This is a genomic window from Geomonas subterranea, assembly GCF_019063845.1.
Taxonomy (GTDB): Bacteria; Desulfobacterota; Desulfuromonadia; order Geobacterales; family Geobacteraceae; genus Geomonas; species Geomonas subterranea.
The window spans coordinates 707403-725116 of the sequence record NZ_CP077683.1; the positions used below are offsets into that span (position 1 = coordinate 707403).

16 protein-coding genes are annotated in these 17714 nt (G+C 60.6%); 5 read left to right on the plus strand and 11 right to left on the minus strand.

The window, feature by feature from the left end; all coding sequences use genetic code 11:
- Positions 1–6 precede the first annotated feature (6 nt).
- The 4 genes from KP001_RS03090 to KP001_RS03105 are packed head-to-tail and all read left to right on the plus strand — an operon-like array spanning position 7 to position 3304.
- Positions 7–561 (plus strand): WcaF family extracellular polysaccharide biosynthesis acetyltransferase, encoded by a 555-nt coding sequence (locus KP001_RS03090; protein WP_217288128.1) that lies wholly within the window; start codon positions 7–9, stop codon positions 559–561.
- The gene (locus tag KP001_RS03095) at positions 562–1320 is read left to right on the plus strand and encodes a glycosyltransferase family 2 protein (RefSeq protein WP_217288129.1); all 759 of its coding nucleotides are present in this window, start codon (positions 562–564) and stop codon (positions 1318–1320) included. It abuts the gene before it with no gap.
- Positions 1321–1352: 32 nt separating this feature from the next.
- A complete protein-coding gene (locus KP001_RS03100; protein WP_217288130.1) occupies positions 1353–2297 on the plus strand; it encodes an NAD-dependent epimerase/dehydratase family protein in 945 nt (314 codons plus the stop codon).
- 2 nt (positions 2298–2299) lie between these two features.
- Entirely contained in the window at positions 2300–3304 is a 1005-nt protein-coding gene (locus tag KP001_RS03105; RefSeq protein ID WP_217288131.1) for an NAD-dependent epimerase/dehydratase family protein, read from the plus strand.
- Between the two features lie 43 nt (positions 3305–3347).
- Here KP001_RS03105 and KP001_RS03110 read toward each other — a convergent pair whose 3' ends face one another.
- The 11 genes from KP001_RS03110 to KP001_RS03160 form a co-directional block, all read right to left on the minus strand.
- Positions 3348–5018: a glycosyltransferase family 4 protein gene (locus tag KP001_RS03110; RefSeq protein WP_217288132.1), complete on the minus strand. Its 1671-nt coding sequence runs from the start codon at positions 5016–5018 to the stop codon at positions 3348–3350.
- Positions 5015–6127 carry a glycosyltransferase family 4 protein gene (locus tag KP001_RS03115; protein WP_217288133.1) on the minus strand — a complete coding sequence of 371 codons (1113 nt, stop codon included), beginning with the start codon at positions 6125–6127 and terminating at the stop codon, positions 5015–5017. Before KP001_RS03115 ends, KP001_RS03110 begins: the two co-directional genes overlap by 4 nt.
- 144 nt (positions 6128–6271) lie before the next feature.
- Positions 6272–7171, minus strand: a complete 900-nt coding sequence (locus KP001_RS03120) for a class I SAM-dependent methyltransferase (protein ID WP_217288134.1) — start codon at positions 7169–7171, stop codon at positions 6272–6274.
- Positions 7168–8343: a glycosyltransferase gene (locus KP001_RS03125; RefSeq protein WP_217288135.1), complete on the minus strand. Its 1176-nt coding sequence runs from the start codon at positions 8341–8343 to the stop codon at positions 7168–7170. The genes KP001_RS03120 and KP001_RS03125 overlap by 4 nt, the downstream gene beginning before the upstream one ends.
- A 30-nt stretch (positions 8344–8373) precedes the next feature.
- Positions 8374–9057: a hypothetical protein gene (locus KP001_RS03130; RefSeq protein WP_217288136.1), complete on the minus strand. Its 684-nt coding sequence runs from the start codon at positions 9055–9057 to the stop codon at positions 8374–8376.
- Entirely contained in the window at positions 9044–11572 is a 2529-nt protein-coding gene (locus tag KP001_RS03135; RefSeq protein ID WP_217288137.1) for an oligosaccharide flippase family protein, read from the minus strand. Before KP001_RS03135 ends, KP001_RS03130 begins: the two co-directional genes overlap by 14 nt.
- On the minus strand, positions 11569–12702 hold the full coding sequence (locus tag KP001_RS03140) for a glycosyltransferase family 4 protein (protein WP_217288138.1): 1134 nt from the start codon (positions 12700–12702) through the stop codon (positions 11569–11571). Before KP001_RS03140 ends, KP001_RS03135 begins: the two co-directional genes overlap by 4 nt.
- A complete protein-coding gene (locus tag KP001_RS03145; protein WP_217288139.1) occupies positions 12692–13363 on the minus strand; it encodes a class I SAM-dependent methyltransferase in 672 nt (223 codons plus the stop codon). Before KP001_RS03145 ends, KP001_RS03140 begins: the two co-directional genes overlap by 11 nt.
- Entirely contained in the window at positions 13360–14466 is a 1107-nt protein-coding gene (locus tag KP001_RS03150) for a glycosyltransferase family 4 protein (RefSeq protein WP_217288140.1), read from the minus strand. The genes KP001_RS03145 and KP001_RS03150 overlap by 4 nt, the downstream gene beginning before the upstream one ends.
- The gene (locus tag KP001_RS03155; RefSeq protein WP_217288141.1) at positions 14463–15635 is read right to left on the minus strand and encodes a glycosyltransferase family 4 protein; all 1173 of its coding nucleotides are present in this window, start codon (positions 15633–15635) and stop codon (positions 14463–14465) included. The genes KP001_RS03150 and KP001_RS03155 overlap by 4 nt, the downstream gene beginning before the upstream one ends.
- On the minus strand, positions 15632–16774 hold the full coding sequence (locus KP001_RS03160) for a glycosyltransferase family 4 protein (RefSeq protein WP_217288142.1): 1143 nt from the start codon (positions 16772–16774) through the stop codon (positions 15632–15634). The genes KP001_RS03155 and KP001_RS03160 overlap by 4 nt, the downstream gene beginning before the upstream one ends.
- A gap of 338 nt (positions 16775–17112) precedes the next feature.
- On the opposite strand from KP001_RS03160, the gene KP001_RS03165 reads away from it, so the two are divergent.
- Positions 17113–17673 (plus strand): sugar transferase, encoded by a 561-nt coding sequence (locus KP001_RS03165; protein WP_217288143.1) that lies wholly within the window; start codon positions 17113–17115, stop codon positions 17671–17673.
- Positions 17674–17714 lie beyond the last annotated feature (41 nt).

Below are 17714 nucleotides of genomic sequence, written 5' to 3' on the forward strand. Positions count from 1 at the left end.
GTGGATATGAGGAAGAGGGTGGAACTCGGCAGATTCGACAATAGCTGGTACAACCCCGGCAGGGGGGGGGGCTTGCGCCTCATCTGGTACTTCACGAACCTGATTTTCTTCCAGAGCTATTTCTTCCCTGTATACGGATTAAAGACGAAGATCCTCCGGCTTTTCGGAGCGGAAGTGGGGAAGAATCTGGTCATCAAGCCCTCGGTGAACGTCAAGTACCCCTGGAACCTGAAGATCGGCAACGATGTATGGATTGGGGAGAATGTCTGGATCGACAGCCTTGCGCAGGTGACCATCGGGAGTGACGTATGCATCTCGCAGGGGGCGATGCTTCTTACCGGGAACCACGACTACAAAAAATCCACCTTCGACCTAATGCTCGGGGAGATCGTCCTAGAGGACGGGGTTTGGGTTGGGGCTCAAAGCACGGTCTGTCCCGGAGTCCATTGTCGCTCACACAGCATCCTGTCGGTGGGATCTGTGGCTTCGAAGGACCTCGAGGAATACGCAATTTACCAGGGAATACCCGCCGTCAAGGTGAGGGAGAGGGTGATTGACTAGATGAAGATTTCCATTATCACGGTGGTCTACAACAACCGGAAGTACATCGCCGACTGCATCCGCTCGGTCTCGGGGCAGACGCACAAGGACATCGAGTACATCGTGGTCGACGGCGGTTCGAAAGACGGCACTGTTGACGTGATCCGTGAGCACGAGTCGGCGATCACCAACTGGACCAGTGAGCGGGATAGCGGCATCTACGACGCAATGAACAAGGGGGTGAGCCGTGCCACCGGCGAGGTGGTGGGGCTTTTGAACGCCGACGACGTCTATTATGACGACAGCGTGCTGGCCACCGTGGCCGACGTCATGCAAGACCATACAGTAGACGCCTGCTATGCCGATCTCACCTACGTGGACAGCGATGACCTTGACAAAACCGTCCGCTTCTGGCGCTCCGAGCAGTATAAGCCGGGGTACTTCCGCAAGGGTTGGGTGCCGGCGCATCCTACCTTCTTCGTGAGAAGGAGAGTGTACCAAAAGTACGGTCTCTTCGATCTCGACTACCGCCTGGCCGCCGACTTTGAGCTGATGGCGCGCTTTCTGGAGCGACATCAAGTGAAAGGCGTTTACATTCCACGCATCTTCGTGAAAATGCGGGTCGGCGGTGCTACCAACAAGTCCGTCTCCAACATCGTGAAGCAGAACGTGGAGATCGTCAGGGCCTGCAAGAAAAACGGTATTGACATGTCGCTGGTAAGTTTCGCACGCAACAAGGTGGTGGACCGTTTAAGGCAGTTTCTCGTCAAGCCCTGCTGAGAGGGCGCAACAAGGGTCGAATCGGGGGCAGGATGCAAAAAAGGGGTAACTGTCTTGTTCTAGGAGGATGCGGCTTCATCGGCTCCCACCTAAGCGAAGCACTTTTGGCATGCGGCCATTTCGTGCGCATTTTCGATAAGCGCAACGTAAACACGGCGAACATCGCCGCCTTCAAAGACCGGGTCGAGCTGGTCACCGGCGATTTCATGAACGAGGACGAACTTCGCGGCGTGCTCAAGGACATCGACGTGGTTGTGCACCTGGTCAGCATGACGCTCCCCAAGTCCTCCAACGACAACATGATCTACGACGTCGAGACGAACCTAAGCGGAACCCTGCGGCTTTTGAACTTGGCTCGGCAGCAGGGGGTCTCGAAGGTCGTCTACGCCTCCTCCGGCGGCACAGTCTACGGCGTTCCGCAGTTCCAGCCCATAACCGAGAGCCACCCGGTCGATCCGCTCTGCTCCTACGGCATCACGAAGCTTGCCACGGAAAAATACCTGCATCTGTACCGGCACCTCTACGGACTGGACTACACGGTGCTCCGCATCGCGAACCCCTACGGGGAGCGGCAGGATCCGGCCTCCGGGCAAGGGGCAGTAACGACCTTCGTCTGGCGGGCACTGTCCGGCGAGCCGATCGTGATCTGGGGGGACGGCTCGGTTGCCAGGGACTTCCTCCACATCTCGGATCTCGTGGACGCCTTTCTGCGGGTCATCCATGGGGGCACCCCCTCCCGGGTCTACAACATCGGATGCGGTGAGCCCTGCACCCTCAACCGCCTGGTCGAGGTGATCGGCAGGGTTACGGGCACGAAGCCATCTGTGGAATACAAGCCGGTCCGCAAGCTCGATGTCCCCGTCAACTATCTTGATGTGACACTGGCGAGGGAGGAACTCGGCTGGACGCCCCGGCTCGACCTAGATCAGGGGATTGCACGCCTGGCTAGGTACGTCCGCGCGGAACTCAACAGGTGAGCATGCCCTGTGTCCTCGTAACCGGCGCCACCGGCTTCGTAGGGAGGCGCCTCTGCGCAGAACTCATGGCCCGTGGCTGCGCGGTGCGCGGTACGCTTCTTCCCGGTGAGAAAGCGGAGTCCCTCATCGAAGGTGTGCGCCCGGCCCCCATCGAGCCCATGGGACCGGAGACCGCGTGGGCGGAAGCCCTCCACGGCGTGGAGACGCTGGTGCATCTGGCCGCGCGGGTCCATGTCATGCGCGAGACGGCTGAGGACCCGCTGAAAGAATTTCGCCGCACCAACACCGAAGGGACCTTAAGGCTTGCGCGCGAGTGCGCCCGGGCAGGGGTGCGCCGCCTTGTTTTCATGAGCACCATCGGCGTGAACGGCGACGAATCAGGAAACCTCCCCTTCACCGAAATAAGCCCTGTCCATCCGCACAACAATTACTCGATTTCGAAGCTTGAGGCGGAGCGCGGTCTTGCCGAAGTGGCGCGGGAGACGGGGCTGGAAGCGGTCATCCTGCGTGCACCGCTCGTGTACGGCCCTGGCACCCCGGGGAATTTCTTCACCCTTTTGAAGGCGGTGCAAAAGGGGCTTCCGCTCCCCCTTGCCTCCGTCGACAACCGCCGCAGCTTACTCTACGTTGGCAATTTGGCCCATGCCCTGATGACCGCGGCCAGTCACCCGAAAGCAGCAGGGGAGCTTTATCTCGTCTCCGACGGTGAAGACGTCTCCACGCCGTCCTTGATCCGGACTTTAGCAGAGGGGATGGAGAAAAAGGCGCGTCTGCTCCCTTTCCCCACCTCTCTTTTGCGGCTTGTGGGAGAAGCGGCCGGGCGGGGGGGGGCGGTGCGGAGCCTCGTCGCCTCGCTCCAAGTCGACAGCGGCAGGATCCGTCAGGAGCTTGACTGGCAGCCGATCGTCGGCGCGCGGGAGGCGCTTCTGCAAACGGCGCGCTGGCACGCGAAAGAGCAAATTGACCTGGGAGACTGCCTGGTAGAGGGACGCGCGTGGAGGCGGTGAAGCCATAAAGGGCGGAGGAATTGCTATCGGAATGGCCGGGTATTCACCCGGCCGTTTTCGTTTGCTCAATGCTGCTGCCGTCCAGGCTCACGGCCGCCATCTCCTTCGCCTGCACCCCGGCCGCGGCGAAGTGCAACTGCTTTTTCAGGACAAGCTTCGTCCCGGCCAGGAAGATCACGGTTTTTGCGGTAACGGTTAAGAGATGGAACTGCGTGGTGAAGCTCAAGGGGATAAGGGGGGCGCTTAAAACGATCAGCATAAGCAGGTAGTCGAAGGGAGATACGATGAGGAGTGAGGCGCGCTTCCTGATGAAGATCTTGGATCCGGCGCAGATTAGGAGCGCCAGGAAGATCCCGTGCGAGACGTAATGCAGCGCTACGCCGAACAGGTTGATCTGGCGCCCGAAGTTCTCCAGGGCGAAGATCGCCACACCTCCAAAAAGATAGATGTTTCCCACCAGGAGCCTCTCGCGCCACTCCCTGCGCATCAGATATACTGCAGCGGAGGCAGCGGCCGCCATAAGGAGCAGCGTGGCACATTTGAGTATCACCTCGCCCGGCAGCAGTAAGGGCATGAGAAATACCGCGCCCAACAGGTACTTGATCACCAACAACAGCCACCCCGTGAGCCGCACCAGGTAACGGAAATGGTAGCTGGTGCGCAGGGCCTGGTCGCTGTAGAGGTAGATCCTGCCAAACCACCCCTTGCGCGTCATGCCGTAGAGAAGCCCGTACACGGTCAACCCCGTCACCAGCAAAAGGGTGATCAGCGTCCCGTCACCCAACTCGCGCCCGAAGATGGCAATCACGCTGAAAAGATACGAGATTCCTACCACAATAAGCACGGTCAGCTTGTGGCTTATGCCGAGGCCGAGCAGGCGGTGGTGCAGGTGCGTCTTGTCCGGCTGGAAGAGCTTTCTGCCGTAGCGCCGGCGGTTTATCATCACCACCAGCGTGTCGAGGATTGGGACGCCGAGGATGATCAGGGGGAGATAGGGGGAGACGGCCGTCTTGCTACCGGTAGCGAGGAACACGGAGAAAATCCCCATGCAGTACCCCAGAAGGAGGCTCCCGCTGTCCCCGAGAAAGATGTGGGCCGGATAATGGTTGTAGAGTAAAAAACCAATGATGCTTCCTAAAAGCGCGATGACAAGCGGTGACAGTACGTGGTTGGAAGAGGTGAAGGAGATCACTGCGAAGGATATGCAAGCGATGGCGCAGACGCCACCGGCGAGGCCGTCCATGCCGTCGAGAAGGTTGATGGCGTTGACCAGGCCAACGATGGCGAAGATGGTGAAGGGGATGGCAAAGAAGCCGAGTTCGATGGGACCAAAGCCGAACGGGGTCCCCAGATCGTTCACGCGGATGCCCCCGAGCAGCACGGCCTGTCCCACGGCCAGGAGCTCACCGATCAACTTCTGGCGCGGGGTAAGCCGCACCAAGTCATCCGCAAGGCCGGTGAGGAAAATGATGATGGCGCCGACCAAAAAGCCCTTGGTCTGCTGGTTGATGCCGCAGAAGAAGATGACACTGAACAAAACGGAGCAGAAAACGGCCACTCCCCCCAGGCGCGGCGTGCCGTGGGAGTGCACTTTTCTCTCGTCCGGCTGGTCAACCCCCCCCACCTTGATCGCCAGGCGCGCCGCATACGGGACTAGGATGGAGCAGGAGATGAGCGCTGTGAGGAATATGTAGACGTAATAAATGCGTATCATGCCATGCCAGCCTCGATCCTTTTTATTTCCTTCAGGTAGCGGGTGATGACGATTTCCTCGTCGAAACTCAGTTCCATCCGTTTTCTCCCCGCGGCCCCCAGCCGTTCACGTTCGGCATGTGGCAATTCCAGAAACCGGCGCATGGTTGCCGCAAGGTCTGCAGCATCCTTCATGCGGCACAAGAAGCCGTTAACCCCGTCCTTAACTGCGTTCCTGCAGCCGACCGCGTCGGTGGCGACTAGGGGGAGCGCCGTGGCGGCCCCCTCGAGGAGGGTGCGGGGGGTCCCTTCGCGGTAGGAGGGGAGCACTAGGCAGTCGGCCGCGTGGTAGAACGGGAGTACGTCGTCCGTGCTCCCCAGGTACTCCACCACGCCCTCGGCGCGCCATGTGTCGAGTTCCGCAGCGGAAATGGCGGAAGGAGCCGGAGGTTGCAAAGGCCCCAGGAGCTGGAAGCGCACCTGCGGATAGGACTTCTTCAGCTCCCGCGCCGCCGCCACGTACTCGCGCGCTCCCTTGTCTGTCAAAAGGCGCGCGACCATGAGAAAAACCGTCTCCTCCCTTCTTGGTCGGGCGGCGGGCCGGAAGCGCCCAAGGTCCACCCCGGAACCCGGGAGGAGGGCGGTCCGGCAAGGATCCACCAGCTTGAGTTTCGTGAACTCTTCGAGGTCATCCTCGTTCTGGAAAAAGACCTTCGAGGGGTGCCTGAGAGCAACCCGGTACAGAAGCAGCATGACGGCCTTCAGAAGGCCGCCTGAGATGAACCCTCGACCCATGCCGGAGATGTTCGCGAGCACCGGGATGCCGAGCGCCCTTGCCGCAAGCGAGAGGTAGATGTTGATCTTCGGCGTGTAGGTCAGCACGAGATCTGGGCGCTCCGCCCTGAGCAGGCGTCCCATGCGTAGAAGCGTCGCAGCCTCGCTTGGGCCGGTGCCGGTGTTGCAAAAAGGGAGCGGCAGGTAACGGGCCCCTTTCGCCGCCAGGCGCGGTGCGTAGTCATCCTGCGGCGCGAGGGCGGTGACACGGTGCCCCTCCTCGATTAGCGCCGTAATGAGTCGCCCCCGGAAATTGTTCAGGTACCATGCGGTATTGGCGGCAATCAATATGTGCATCAGATGCCTTCCGCCTTGGGGCTGCCAGTTGTGGCATAGCCGTGCCCCTCCTCACAAAGATACGGAAGCAATCTCCGGGACATGATCACGGGAAAAGCCCCCTTCGAGACTGGATCAGAACTCTATGGAATAGCTGCCGCGATGTCATAGTGCTTGTCCGCAATGTTTTCGTGCCATTATGCCGAACGACCCGCTGGTCCTGAACTTGTGCTTCTTGGCGGCCTCCTTGCCGGCTATGAGAGTTATAGCAGAGTCGAAGAGGGTTTGCAGTTGATAGGTGACATTTTTGAACCTGCCGAGTCCCAGTGCATGGGTCGCAACACTCGGAATGAACCCCCAGCCGGACCAGAGGTCGGCGATCTCGAGACCGGCACTGTTGCAGAGGATGTCCATCCCCCCTGGTGTGAAGTGAAAGCAGGAATTGCCGTGCCACCCCTCCCAGAAGCTCCCGCTCGCGATCAGCATCCCCCCCGGTTTCAGCACCCTGCTCATCTCTGAGAAAGCGATGTACGGGTTGTAGAAGTGTTCGAGCGTGGCCGTGGTAAGGATCATGTCGAAGGTGCCGGCGGCAAAGGGGAGGCGGTGTACATCCACCAGGTACTCGGCCCCGGGCGCCATGAAGTCGACAGACAGCACGCTTTTGAAGCCGATATCGTTCAGATACCGCTTGTTGCCGCCGCTGCCGCAACCAAGGTCGAGGATGCGCGCCTCTTGCCCTACCTCGTTCAAGAGCCTTTCCACGTAAAAGATGATTTCCTTTTGCAGCTTGGTCTTGTAGAGCCGGCGCAGTTTTTCACGGGAGTGGTAGCTTCCAGCCGCGGTGGTTGCCTTGCCGAACTGCTTCACCTGCACGGATTCGAGCGGGGTGTATGGAACTGTGAATGTGAGGGTGACCTGCGAGGAACGCTCCAGACAGCGTAGGTCGGGGGTCAGTTTTCCCAGCACGTCTACCTCCGGAAACCCATTGCCGCACTGCGGGCAGAAGAGCCCCTGGTGGTTGCGTGAAATTATCTCCCCATCCATTGGGCAGGTTACTTCGATCATGGCTCCTCCAGAGGAACGGCCGCTTCGGGCCTCCCCGTGACAGGTCGGTTGGCGAGAATAGAGCGGTAAACGGCGATGGTGTTTTGCTGCATTGCTTTGAGCGTGAATGATTCCAGGGCCCGTCGTCTTCCCGCCTCGCCGAGCTTTAGGCGTGATTCGGGATCGCAGGCAAGTACCGCGAGCGCGTGCGCGAGGGCAGCGGGGTCGCCAGGCGGTACGAGGCAACCAGTTTCCCCCTCGACTACGATTTCAGGGATGGCGCTCACCGCAGAGGCAACTACCGGGCGGGCCGCCGACATCGCCTCCAGAAGGACAAGGCCGAACCCCTCGGTTACCGAGGTGAGGGCGAAGATGTCGAAGGCGGCCATCACGCAGGGAATGTCCTCCTGAAACCCGGCCCAGACCACCTTCTCCTGGATGTCGAGCGCAACCGCACGGCGTCTCAGGTCCGCTTCCAGCGGCCCTGTCCCGACTAGCACGAGTTTGGTGGCCGGGGCCTCGATGACAAGGAGCGCGAACGCCTCCAGGAGAACGTGGAGCGCCTTTGCCGGCACCATGCGCGCCACCGTCCCTACGGCAAGAGTCTCAGGCTTGATGCCCCACTCCTGGCGCCGTGCCGCGACAGCCACAGGGGCGACCTGAAGGTACGGCGCCGGATCAATGCCATAGTGGACCACCGGCACCCGCTGCAGGGGGAGGAAGCGATGGCAGCCACAGTAAAATTGCTGCACCGACGCCGAAATGGCAATGACCCGTGCCGCCCTGAGCCCGACCCAGCGAGCCAGTAAGGTGTCCATTGCGCCGCCGGTAAAGGTAGCTTCGTTATGCCGGGACACCACGAAGGGAAGCCCCGACCGCCCCGCGATCGCCCCCCTGGCATAGACCTCCGCCGGGCCCAGGTGCGCGTGTACGAGGTCCGGGTGCAGGCGTCTGATTGCGCGCCGCAGGGTGAGAAGGGGAGCGACGTCGCCGTAGCGGCGAAGACCAAGGGCAATCACCTCGACTCCCAGTGCCTCCAACGGTGCGCGCCAGTAGCCGTCCCCCTTCAAGTAGGCAACTGCCACGCGCATGCCGTCCTCCACCTGGCCGCGCACCAGCTCGAATAGGTGGTTTTCGGCGCCCCCACGGTTGATGGTGGTTATCACGTGACAGATCTGGAGTGGTCGGGTCATGTGGGCTCGGTATGCTAATGCCGACACGTTTCAGCGCCGCCTGAAAGCGTGGTACAGGGCGCGCAGCCCCTTTAAAAGGAGCGGCTCGCGGTCCATGAATCGCACCCCAAGGTAGGTCTGATCCACCTTGTCGAGCCGGTTACCCTCCACCTTACCGAGCCTCGCGGCGGTCTCGGGGTTCCTGGCACCGGCAGCAAATATGTAGATGGCGTCTTTGGGGCCATCGTTGAAGTTCAGGTAGGCCGGAGTGAGCCCCGATTTCAGGAACAGCTTCTGGATAGCCCATGGGGTGAAGCGCCAGTAATCGCCGTAGGGGGCGTGCTGTTCCTGAAGGAAGGGAACCACCACGATCACGACGTCGCGTGAGAGCCGGCAGAGGTTGGAGAAGGCGGTAAACACCTCGAAGACGTGTTCCAAGGTCGTGTGGTTGAAGACCACGTCGAATCCCCCGGCGAGCTCCAGTGGGAGCTCCTCTTCCAGGTCGAGAAAGATTTCCCCGGGGAGGTCGCCCTGGAAACCCTTTGCTTCCGCCTTCCAGTTGGTTATGCCGTAGCTCGCGGCACCGGTGAAGTAGTTCTCCCGGTAGGTACCCCCCTCTTTGTCGCCGTCGCGCCAGGCCGAGACGTTCAGCACTTTACCCGATAGCAGGGGCGCGATTTTCCTGAGCTCCCGGTTGGACCAGTAGCGCGAATTTCTAAACCTAATATTGGACATGGATCGCCTTTCTCATAATCGCGGACCAGTAGGCCCACTGCAGCAGAGCGGTTAAGGTCAATGCCGCACCGACGCCAATAAGCCCGGCTGAGCTTACAGCGAGGACCAGGCAGAGCGGAAGCGACAGCGAGTAAATCAGGTTCCCCCGCAGCGAGATGTTCGGATCGAATGCGACGGCGAAGGGGCGGCACCACCAAAGCCGCTGCAGCACCAAGGCGTTCACCAGCAAGAGGGCGAACGTGAGGTAGTGCTGCCAGGTGAAACCGAGCCCGTTCCACCGGTCGTAGATGAATAGCCCCGGCACTATCACGATGCAGAGCGCCAGAAAGGCCTTCATGAGGAGCCTGTTCGCGTGACGTACCGTCTGCGAGATGTCATCGAGCCTCCTTCGCGCCACCGCCTCGGAGAACCGGGGATAGCTCTGCGAGGAGAAGGGGGTGGTGACCATGGAGATCGGGGCCAGGAATTGGCGAAAGAGGGTATAGGCACCGACGGCTGCTGGTGTGGTGAAAACGCCAAGCACGACGGTGTCCACGTTCTGGTTTCCCGCCTTCAGCGTAGATGACACAAAGGTGCTTATGCTGAACTGGGCATAGTCCACGACCCGGCCTCGCGGTATCCTCGCCCCCCTGAGCCTTGCGAGCCGAGCCACGGGATAACAGTAGACGAAGAGGGTGACAGCAACGGCCGGGACGAGGTACGCGGTCACTATTCCCCTGAGGGTCACCGGACTCCCCGCGTGAACCAAAAGCGCCACGGCTAGCATCTTCAAAAGCTGCTCCGTAAGGGTGATCAGGTTCACCAGCCGGAAGCGCTCGAGGGCGATCAAAAGCCCGAGCGGCGTGCCTCGCAGGAAGCTCGAGAGCATGATGCCAGCGTAGAGGGCGACCCCTGGGTACTCCCCCGGCTCCTTGAGGAGGGTGCGAGCGATGAAGGGGGCGAGTCCGGACACCAGGAAATAAAGGAAGAGTCCGACGCAAAGATCGATCAGCATACCGGCTACGAGCGCCAGCCGCCGGCTCCCGGGGTCGTTTTCCACCTCGCCCTTCTTGTAGAAGGAGACCACTGCCTCGTTGGTGCGGAAGCTGAGCAGGTTGGTTAAGACCCCCCCAAGGGCCGCCAAGAGGCCGATGAGCCCGTAGGTATGCAGGCCCGCGTTGCGGGCGATCAGTGTGGTGGTGACGAATCCCGCTGTGATGCCTACCGCCTGAGTCGCGTAGTTAAAGAGGAGGTTCTTCTTGAAACGCTGATCAATCAGGCTTTTTTTCGGCGTCTTCGCTTCCAATTGGGCGGCTGCCCCGAGCACAGGGAGCGAGGCCTTGGTCGTAAGGTGCCCACTGTCGCGCATCCATCCGACAATCGTCGCACCACGTTTGTCCCAGGTGTAACGCTGCACGTCCTGCCAGGCTCGCTCGGAAAGCGCGGTGCAGTCGTTTTCCAGCACCCAATCGATCTTCTTTGCCAGATCTTCCGGGTCGTCTGGGCGGCAAAAGAGCGCGTTTTCCTCGTTTAGAACCTCCCGGATCGAGGGGAGATCGGAGGCAACGATGGGGCGCTTCGAACTCATGTACTCGAACATCTTCAAAGGCGACAGCTGCAGGGCGTGGTGCTTCGAGCGCGGGTAGGGCATGAGCAGGACCGAACTCAGTGAATGGAAATGCCTGAGTTCGTGCACCGGCTGACCGTCCAGGAACAGCGCGCGGCTATCCTCCACCCCTTCCTCCCGCATCAGGCGCCGGAACCCTGGTACCGCGTCGAGGGGGCCGCCGACGAAGAGGAACCTGAGCTTCGCATCGCGCACGTGTTTCATGCACCTGACGATGATCTCGATCCCCTTGTCGTTGCCGCGCGACTTGAAGCGCCCGATGTAGGTGGCGAACCGCTCCCGTGCCGGGAAACCGTGTCGGGCCGCAAGATCGACTGGGGGGGGGGAAGGGGCGAGGAAGGTCTCCTCCCGGATGCAGTCATGCGCAACGAGGATGTTCAGCTTTCCCCCCTTCTCGTACTCTTCCTTAAGGCAGGCGTTCACGACGACGACCCCCTCAACGTCGCGGACGTGGCGCACCTCGCGGTCGGAGAAGCGGTGCGCCTCGTAGAAGACCGGCAGCCGCAAAAGCCCTAGCCGGTTTGCATAGTAGAAGAGGGAAAGGGTAGTCGAGTCCCGCGTGTAGATGACTGTGCCCCGGGACTCGTTGCCGAGCCGCCACATCGCGCTCAGCGAAAAGCTGGCGGCCGCAACGTAAAACCAGATGCGGTTAGCATGCTGCATCAAAAAGGTGAGGTCGAGCGCGGGGAGGCGGCACAGGCGGAAGAGTGGGTTCACGTCGTAGTGTCGAAAGACCTCCTCTTCACCCCCGGGGTGCGTCGAGTAGTCCCCCTTGCGGGCCGGGTGCCAGAATTCCACCTCGAGTCCCTGGCGGGCAAACGCCTCGCAGACGCAGAAGGACTGGTAGGTGTTCGCTTTTGCGCTGGGAATCCGGGTGTTCGATATGTAGACGAGCCTCCCTTTACTCACCCTGCCTCCAAAAAGTTCATCCAGGCACAGATGTTGCGCGCCCGGTTTCCCCAGCCGTATTCCTGCACGTCCTGCCAGGCGCGCCGGGTGAGGTGGCTGCAGTCGTTTTTCAGCACGAAGCGGATCTTTGCCGCGAGGTCTGCCGGGTCATCCGGGTTGCAAAGGATCGCGTTCTCCCCATCGTGCAAGATTTCCATGAGCGACGGCAGACGCGAGGCGACGATGGGGCGGCCGGCCGCCATGTATTCGAAGAGCTTCAACGGAGAGGTGTAGGTGCTCATCGTGTCGAGCCCGGAGTTGGGGAGCACGAGGACGCTTGCCTGTCGCAGGCGCTCCAGGGCCTCCACCCTCCCGACGAAACCCTCTACCCTCACGTTTTGGCGCCTGCTGATTGTGCTTTGGAACTCCGGGTCGGGCTCCTGCGAGCCCCCCACGAAGCGGAAGATGACCTCGTCACCGAATTGCTGGGCAGCCTGCGCTAACGTGTGTACCCCCTTCCAGCGGAAGAAGTTGCCCAGGTAGAGAACCTGGGGCGGGCCGGGGGGCCGGGGGCACTTCTCGCCGTACTCGGTCAGCCTCACGCCGTCGTGCGCGGTGAGGATGGGAATATCGAGCCGCTCGCGATAGAGGTTTTCCAAGTGGCGGTTTATGGTGACCAACCCGTCCAGCATGGCCAGGTAGGGGAGGTGCCCCGGGGCGAAGACGTGCTCCTCGAAGATCACTCGGTGATGCCGCAAAAGCCCGAGCCTCCTGAAGCTGCCGATCGCCTTCAGTGTTCCCACGTCACGCACGAAGACTGTCTTTTGTTTCCCGTCCAGCAAAAGGCGCATGGCCGCGACGAGTCCGAAGAGGGTGTTGGTCGCTGCGTACCCAAGGTGAAAGCGCGTGGCGAAGAGGCGGTTGTCGAGCGCCTCCAGTTCAACGAGCGTGAAGCGTCGCTCGACGTTGTAGAAGGCAAAAGGGTCGGCGCATAGGCCCCCGTCGGGGTTCCAGCGCCTGGGGTGCCAGAAACTCACTTTCTCGAAAAAATCGGCGAAGGCCTCGCAGACGCAGAAGGATTGGTAGGTGTTCGCCTTGCGCGAGGGGATTCGGGTGTTGCTTATGTAGACGAGCTCCGACTCAACCGGCACGTTTCTCCCCCGGTTTTCTGGCACAGACAAGATAGTCGGCGACCAGGATACTGCTGTTCATCCGGTAGCGTCTGGAGCCGTCGCCGTACTCTGACCCGAGCGCTCCCTTCGGCAGGAGGTATAAGAGCTTGCTGGCTAAAAACGAGAGAGCTCGGGCCAGTGCAAGTGCACCCGTGGTTTGCAGGAATAGGCGGTGGAACATGTAACCGAGCGTCTCCAGAGTGTTCATGTCCTCCACGAACTCCTCGATCTCGAACTCCGTAAGAAGCCTCTTCACGCCGAACTCAGTGAAGCGCCAGTAGTCGTGAGGGGCGTCGTGGATTGGGAAGACGAAAGGGACGCTCAGAATCAGGCGGCCGTCTACCCTGAGCACGCGTCGTATCTCTGCCAGCACCCGCGCGGGCTCCAGGCAGTGTTCGAGGACTGAGGTGCACAGCACGAGGTCGTAGCTTGCGTCAGGGATCATGTGCATGTCGTGCGCGTCCCCTATGATGTCGGCACCGCGGTCGGGGGAGATATCCAGCGACTTTATGGTTGGAAACCAGCGACGGTAGGGGCTGTTGGCCCCGCCGACGTCGAGGACCGGCCCGTTGAAAGCGTACTTCTCGATAAACCGGTTGAACCTGACGCGGGTCAATTTTCTCTTCATCCCGAGCTTCATATGGCACCCGTGCTTGTTGTGATGGTGGTGCCCCTGCTGTCCTTCTCCGACATCAGTAAGGCCAGCCGCTTCGCGAGGCGGGGGAGGGAGTGGCCGGCGGTGACCGTTTCCCTTAAACGAACCCCGATGTCTTCTCGTTCCCCGGCGGAAAGCGAGACTAGGTGCTCCAGTCTTTGGGCAAGAGCGCGTGGGTCCCCCTTGGGTACGATCCAATCCCGGGCCAGGTCCAAAGGGAGCACTTCTTTGAAGGCTGCGTTGCTGGTGACGATGGGGAGGCCGGAGCTCATGGCCTCCAAGACCGTCTTGTCGACGCTATCGGTGTCGCTCGAGTTGACGAACAAATCGGCCTTGGCGTAGACACCCGGTGCTTCGGCGAAGGGGACGCCGGCCTGAAACTCCACCTGCCGAGAGAGTCCGCGCTCCCGGACCAGTCGGTTAAGGCCCATGAGGTAGTCTTGGTCCTCGGTTCTCAGCGTGTCCCCCACGAAGCGGAGCCGCACTTTTTCCCGCAAGCCATGAGGTAGGAGCGCAAGCGCCTCGATCGCCACCTCGAGCCGTTTGACCGGCGCGATGCGCCCCAAGGTGAGGGCTAGCAGAACATCCTTCTCGGGCCGCGGGGAGGGGGCGAAGCGGTCGGTGTCGATGCCCTGTCCCACCACGACGAGCTTGTCGGTCTCGATCCGGAAACCGCTGCGCGAAGAGGTCACTACCCGGTCCACCAGGTGGACCGCAACCCTCAAAAACGGCGGGACGTGTCCGTGCGCGTACCAAAGCGTGATAGGGACCCGCTTCAGCTGCAAAAGTGGCCACCCCATGACGGCAAAAAGGGGCATCATGTGCGCGAAGCAGGCATGGTAACGCCGGGTGCTCAAAACGCGCCCCAAAAGGGCATAGAATTTCGCAGCGCGCCGGGCCTCGCTCCATCCCTTTTCCTTGCCGACGCTCATAACTTCGACGTTTCCAGCGACGGAGACCCTTCCCACGGCCATGGTGATCACTGTCACCTTGCTGAAGTGGCGCGCTAGGGCGTTGATCCAGTCAGTGGTGAAGCCGAGCACGGTGTCATCTGCGTCTGTCTTCAGGTTGAAGATAAGGAGATTCATGGCCCGCACCAAAGTCGCGTAAGGTCATCTGCAAGCTTCTGTCGCCCGTAGGGCTCTTCCACCCGTCCAAGGGCTTTCGCCGCCATGCTTTTACGGCCCGGTTCGTCCAGCAGCAGGTTGATGACCGCGGCGGCTGTGGCGTCTGCGTCCCCCGGAGGGGTTAGGCGACCCGTCTCACCGTCCACGAGGATCCCGGCTGGCCCTGCACAGGCCGTTGCCACCACCGGCACGCTGGCCAACTGGGCCTCCAGCACCACCCTGCCGAAACTTTCATGGCTGGAAGTGAGCAGGAAAAGGTCGGCGGCGCCGTAGACCTCGGGGAGGTCGCGGTAGGGTATGTTTCCCAAAAAAAGACAGGCATCCGTCAGCCCCATCCGCTGAGCCTGGGTCCGCACCTCCTGCGACAGCGGCCCGTCTCCCGCCAGGACAAAAAAGGTTTCTGGTATCACGTCCAGGACGCGCCGCGCCACCTTGAGCCAGAGGGGGAGATTTTTCGCCTGGCAGAAACGTCCAACAAAGAGGACGCAGAAACGTCCCTCAAGTCGGGGGGAAAGCTTTTCCCGGCATGCCTTCGCAGCAAGAGAGGTGACACGAAAACTGACGCCGACCGGGATCACATCGATATGCTGTGGAGACAGGCCGAGGTGTTCTACGAGATCGTTCTTCATTCCCGGCGAGACCACCCGGACCCGGTCAGCCTTTTTAAGCACGTGGCAAGCGAGCATCCGGCGCAATGGGTTCCAGGGGCTCTCCTTCAGCCATTCGGGTGAAAAGAGGTCGAAGTGGATCTGGGGGACGAAGCGCGCGCTGAAGCTCGAGGCGATGAAAAGTCCCAGGAGGCCCTCCTCGTACGGCCCCTGCGTCGTTATGATATCGGGGCACCAGCCGTCACGGGTCGCCTGGCGCACTGCCTTCATCGTATTCGGCAGGTAAAAGGCCCGGTGCCATGACCCGGTCCCGTAAATGTTGAGCCCTGGTACCGGAGCGGCGAAAACGGGATGAGGGCTGGTGGAAAAGGTGACTATGCGGATCTCGCTCCCCGGTGCCCTTTTGCGCAGGCGCTCCAGGTAGTAAAGATGGCGCTGCAGGGCGTCGCCCCCTCCCGCTCCTGATAGAAAAGACGGGTCCTTGGAAAGCATCAGGATCTTTACCGAGGGGAGCGGAGTCATACTCCTCCCCGCTGGGCAAGCTCAGCCAAGGTTATCTCGAAGGAGGAGAAGCAGGTCTCCTCGGTAAAGCGCGCAGCAAGGGATGTGGCAGCCGTTTCGGCTAAGCGGCGCCTGGTTTCTTCAGAGGAGATGAGCAGTTTAAGTGCATCGAGGAGCGCGCGGTCGTCGCCCGGCGGAACGAGCAGCCCCGTCTCCTGGTCCACAACCGCCTCGCCCGTCCCGCCGACATCGGTTGCCACCACCGGCACCCGCGCGGCCATCGCCTCCAGTACCACGTGAGGCAACCCCTCGTAACTCGAATTGAGAACGAAGATGTCGCTGGAACAAAGAAGCGCCCGGACCCGCGGTTTTTGAAGCTGCCCCAGAAAAAGCACCCGTTTCGACACGTTTCGTTGCCGCGAGAGCCGCTCCAGAAACTCCCGCTGCGGCCCGCTGCCTGCGACAATCAGCCGGACCCCGGGGAGTTCCGCCATGAGGGCGATGAGGCGGTCCACCCCTTTCCAGGGGACCAGCCGGCAGACAGTGGTGATGGTCATTCCGTCGTGGGGGGGGAAGGGGAGTTCGTCCCGATCGCCCGCCGCAGGGGTCGAGTTGTAGATCACGGAACTCTTCCCGGCGTCGATGCCCCAACCGGCCACGAGTCGCGCCAGATAAAGGCTTGGCGTAACCACCCTGGCCGCCAACATGAGCGGTAGCGTCCTTAAAAGGCACAAAAGGCGGCAGTTGACGGATTTTGTTCCTCGCTGGAATTCCTCGATGGTCCCGCTGTACCAGCCCCGCACGCGGGAGACCTCCCAGGCGTAATCACCGACTACCTTTTGCAGCGTGGGGCGGCGCAGAAACAGCGCTGCGGCTTGTGCCTCGAGAGCAAGACCGTTCACGAAGACCACGTCCGCGCCTTTTCCTGCCGTTAGAAGCCTGCGCGTTGTGAAAAAAAAACGGGCGACACGGGAGCCCTTGCGCAGCACGCGGTGCACCCTGAAGGGATAGGCGGAGTCATCGCAATTCGCAGTGTCGCTCCAGCAGACAACCTCGACCGCGTGCCCTCGATGCGAGAGCCAGATGGCGATGCGGGCGACGAAGTCGGCCGGCCCACCAATGTCAGGCGGGAAGATGCCTGCCGAGATGAGGATGTTCATTTTTCCTCGTGGATCTTCTTTAGAGAGAGTCTCAGAAGGTGTGCCCATTGCTTGAACCTACAAACGGTACTTTTTATATCCTGAAATGCTCCTCAGATAAAGGAAAAATTTAATGTTTGTTGGCACAGGTTCAGCAGATGTCACAATGTCCTGCCTCCGGCCTCGTAGAGACCGAAAAAGAACCAGCTGTCGGGTCCTGACAGTAAAAGAATCCCTTCTTCTGGTAAAGGGCTTGAAAAAATTCCCCATGTTCAGTAAAGTCTTCATTGCTTTAGAGTACACAAATGTAACTTCACTAAACATGCCCCGCTTACAACCGGCGGCAAAGGTGCGCCCTTGTGAAAAGATTCTTCGACACGCTATTTTCCTGTCTTCTGCTGGCCTGTCTGAGCGTTCCTATGCTTTTTTTAGCACTGGTGATAAAGCTCACTTCCCCGGGGCCAGTACTCTACTGGTCCGACCGCGTGGGGAGAAACAACACTCTTTTCCGCATGCCGAAGTTCCGCTCTATGCGTATCGACACTCCCGCAGTGGCAACGCACCTCCTTGCGGATCCAGACCGGTTTTTGACCCCGGTGGGGAAGTTCTTGCGCAGGACCAGTTTAGACGAGCTCCCACAGCTTTTGAGTATCCTCAAAGGCGACATGAGCTTTGTGGGGCCCCGGCCCGCGCTCTTCAACCAAGACGACCTGATCGAACTCCGCACCCAAAAGGGCGTACATGAGATACTCCCCGGGCTCACCGGCTGGGCTCAAATTAACGGGCGAGATGAACTCCCCATTCCGGCCAAGGTGGAATTAGACGAGCATTACCTGAAGGAAAGATCGCTGCTTTTCGACCTGCGCATAATTCTTCTGACCTTCCTAAAGGTCCTAAGGAAAGAAGGAATTACACACTAACGATCGGTTTCATTGGGACCGGGTCAGACAAAATACCAACA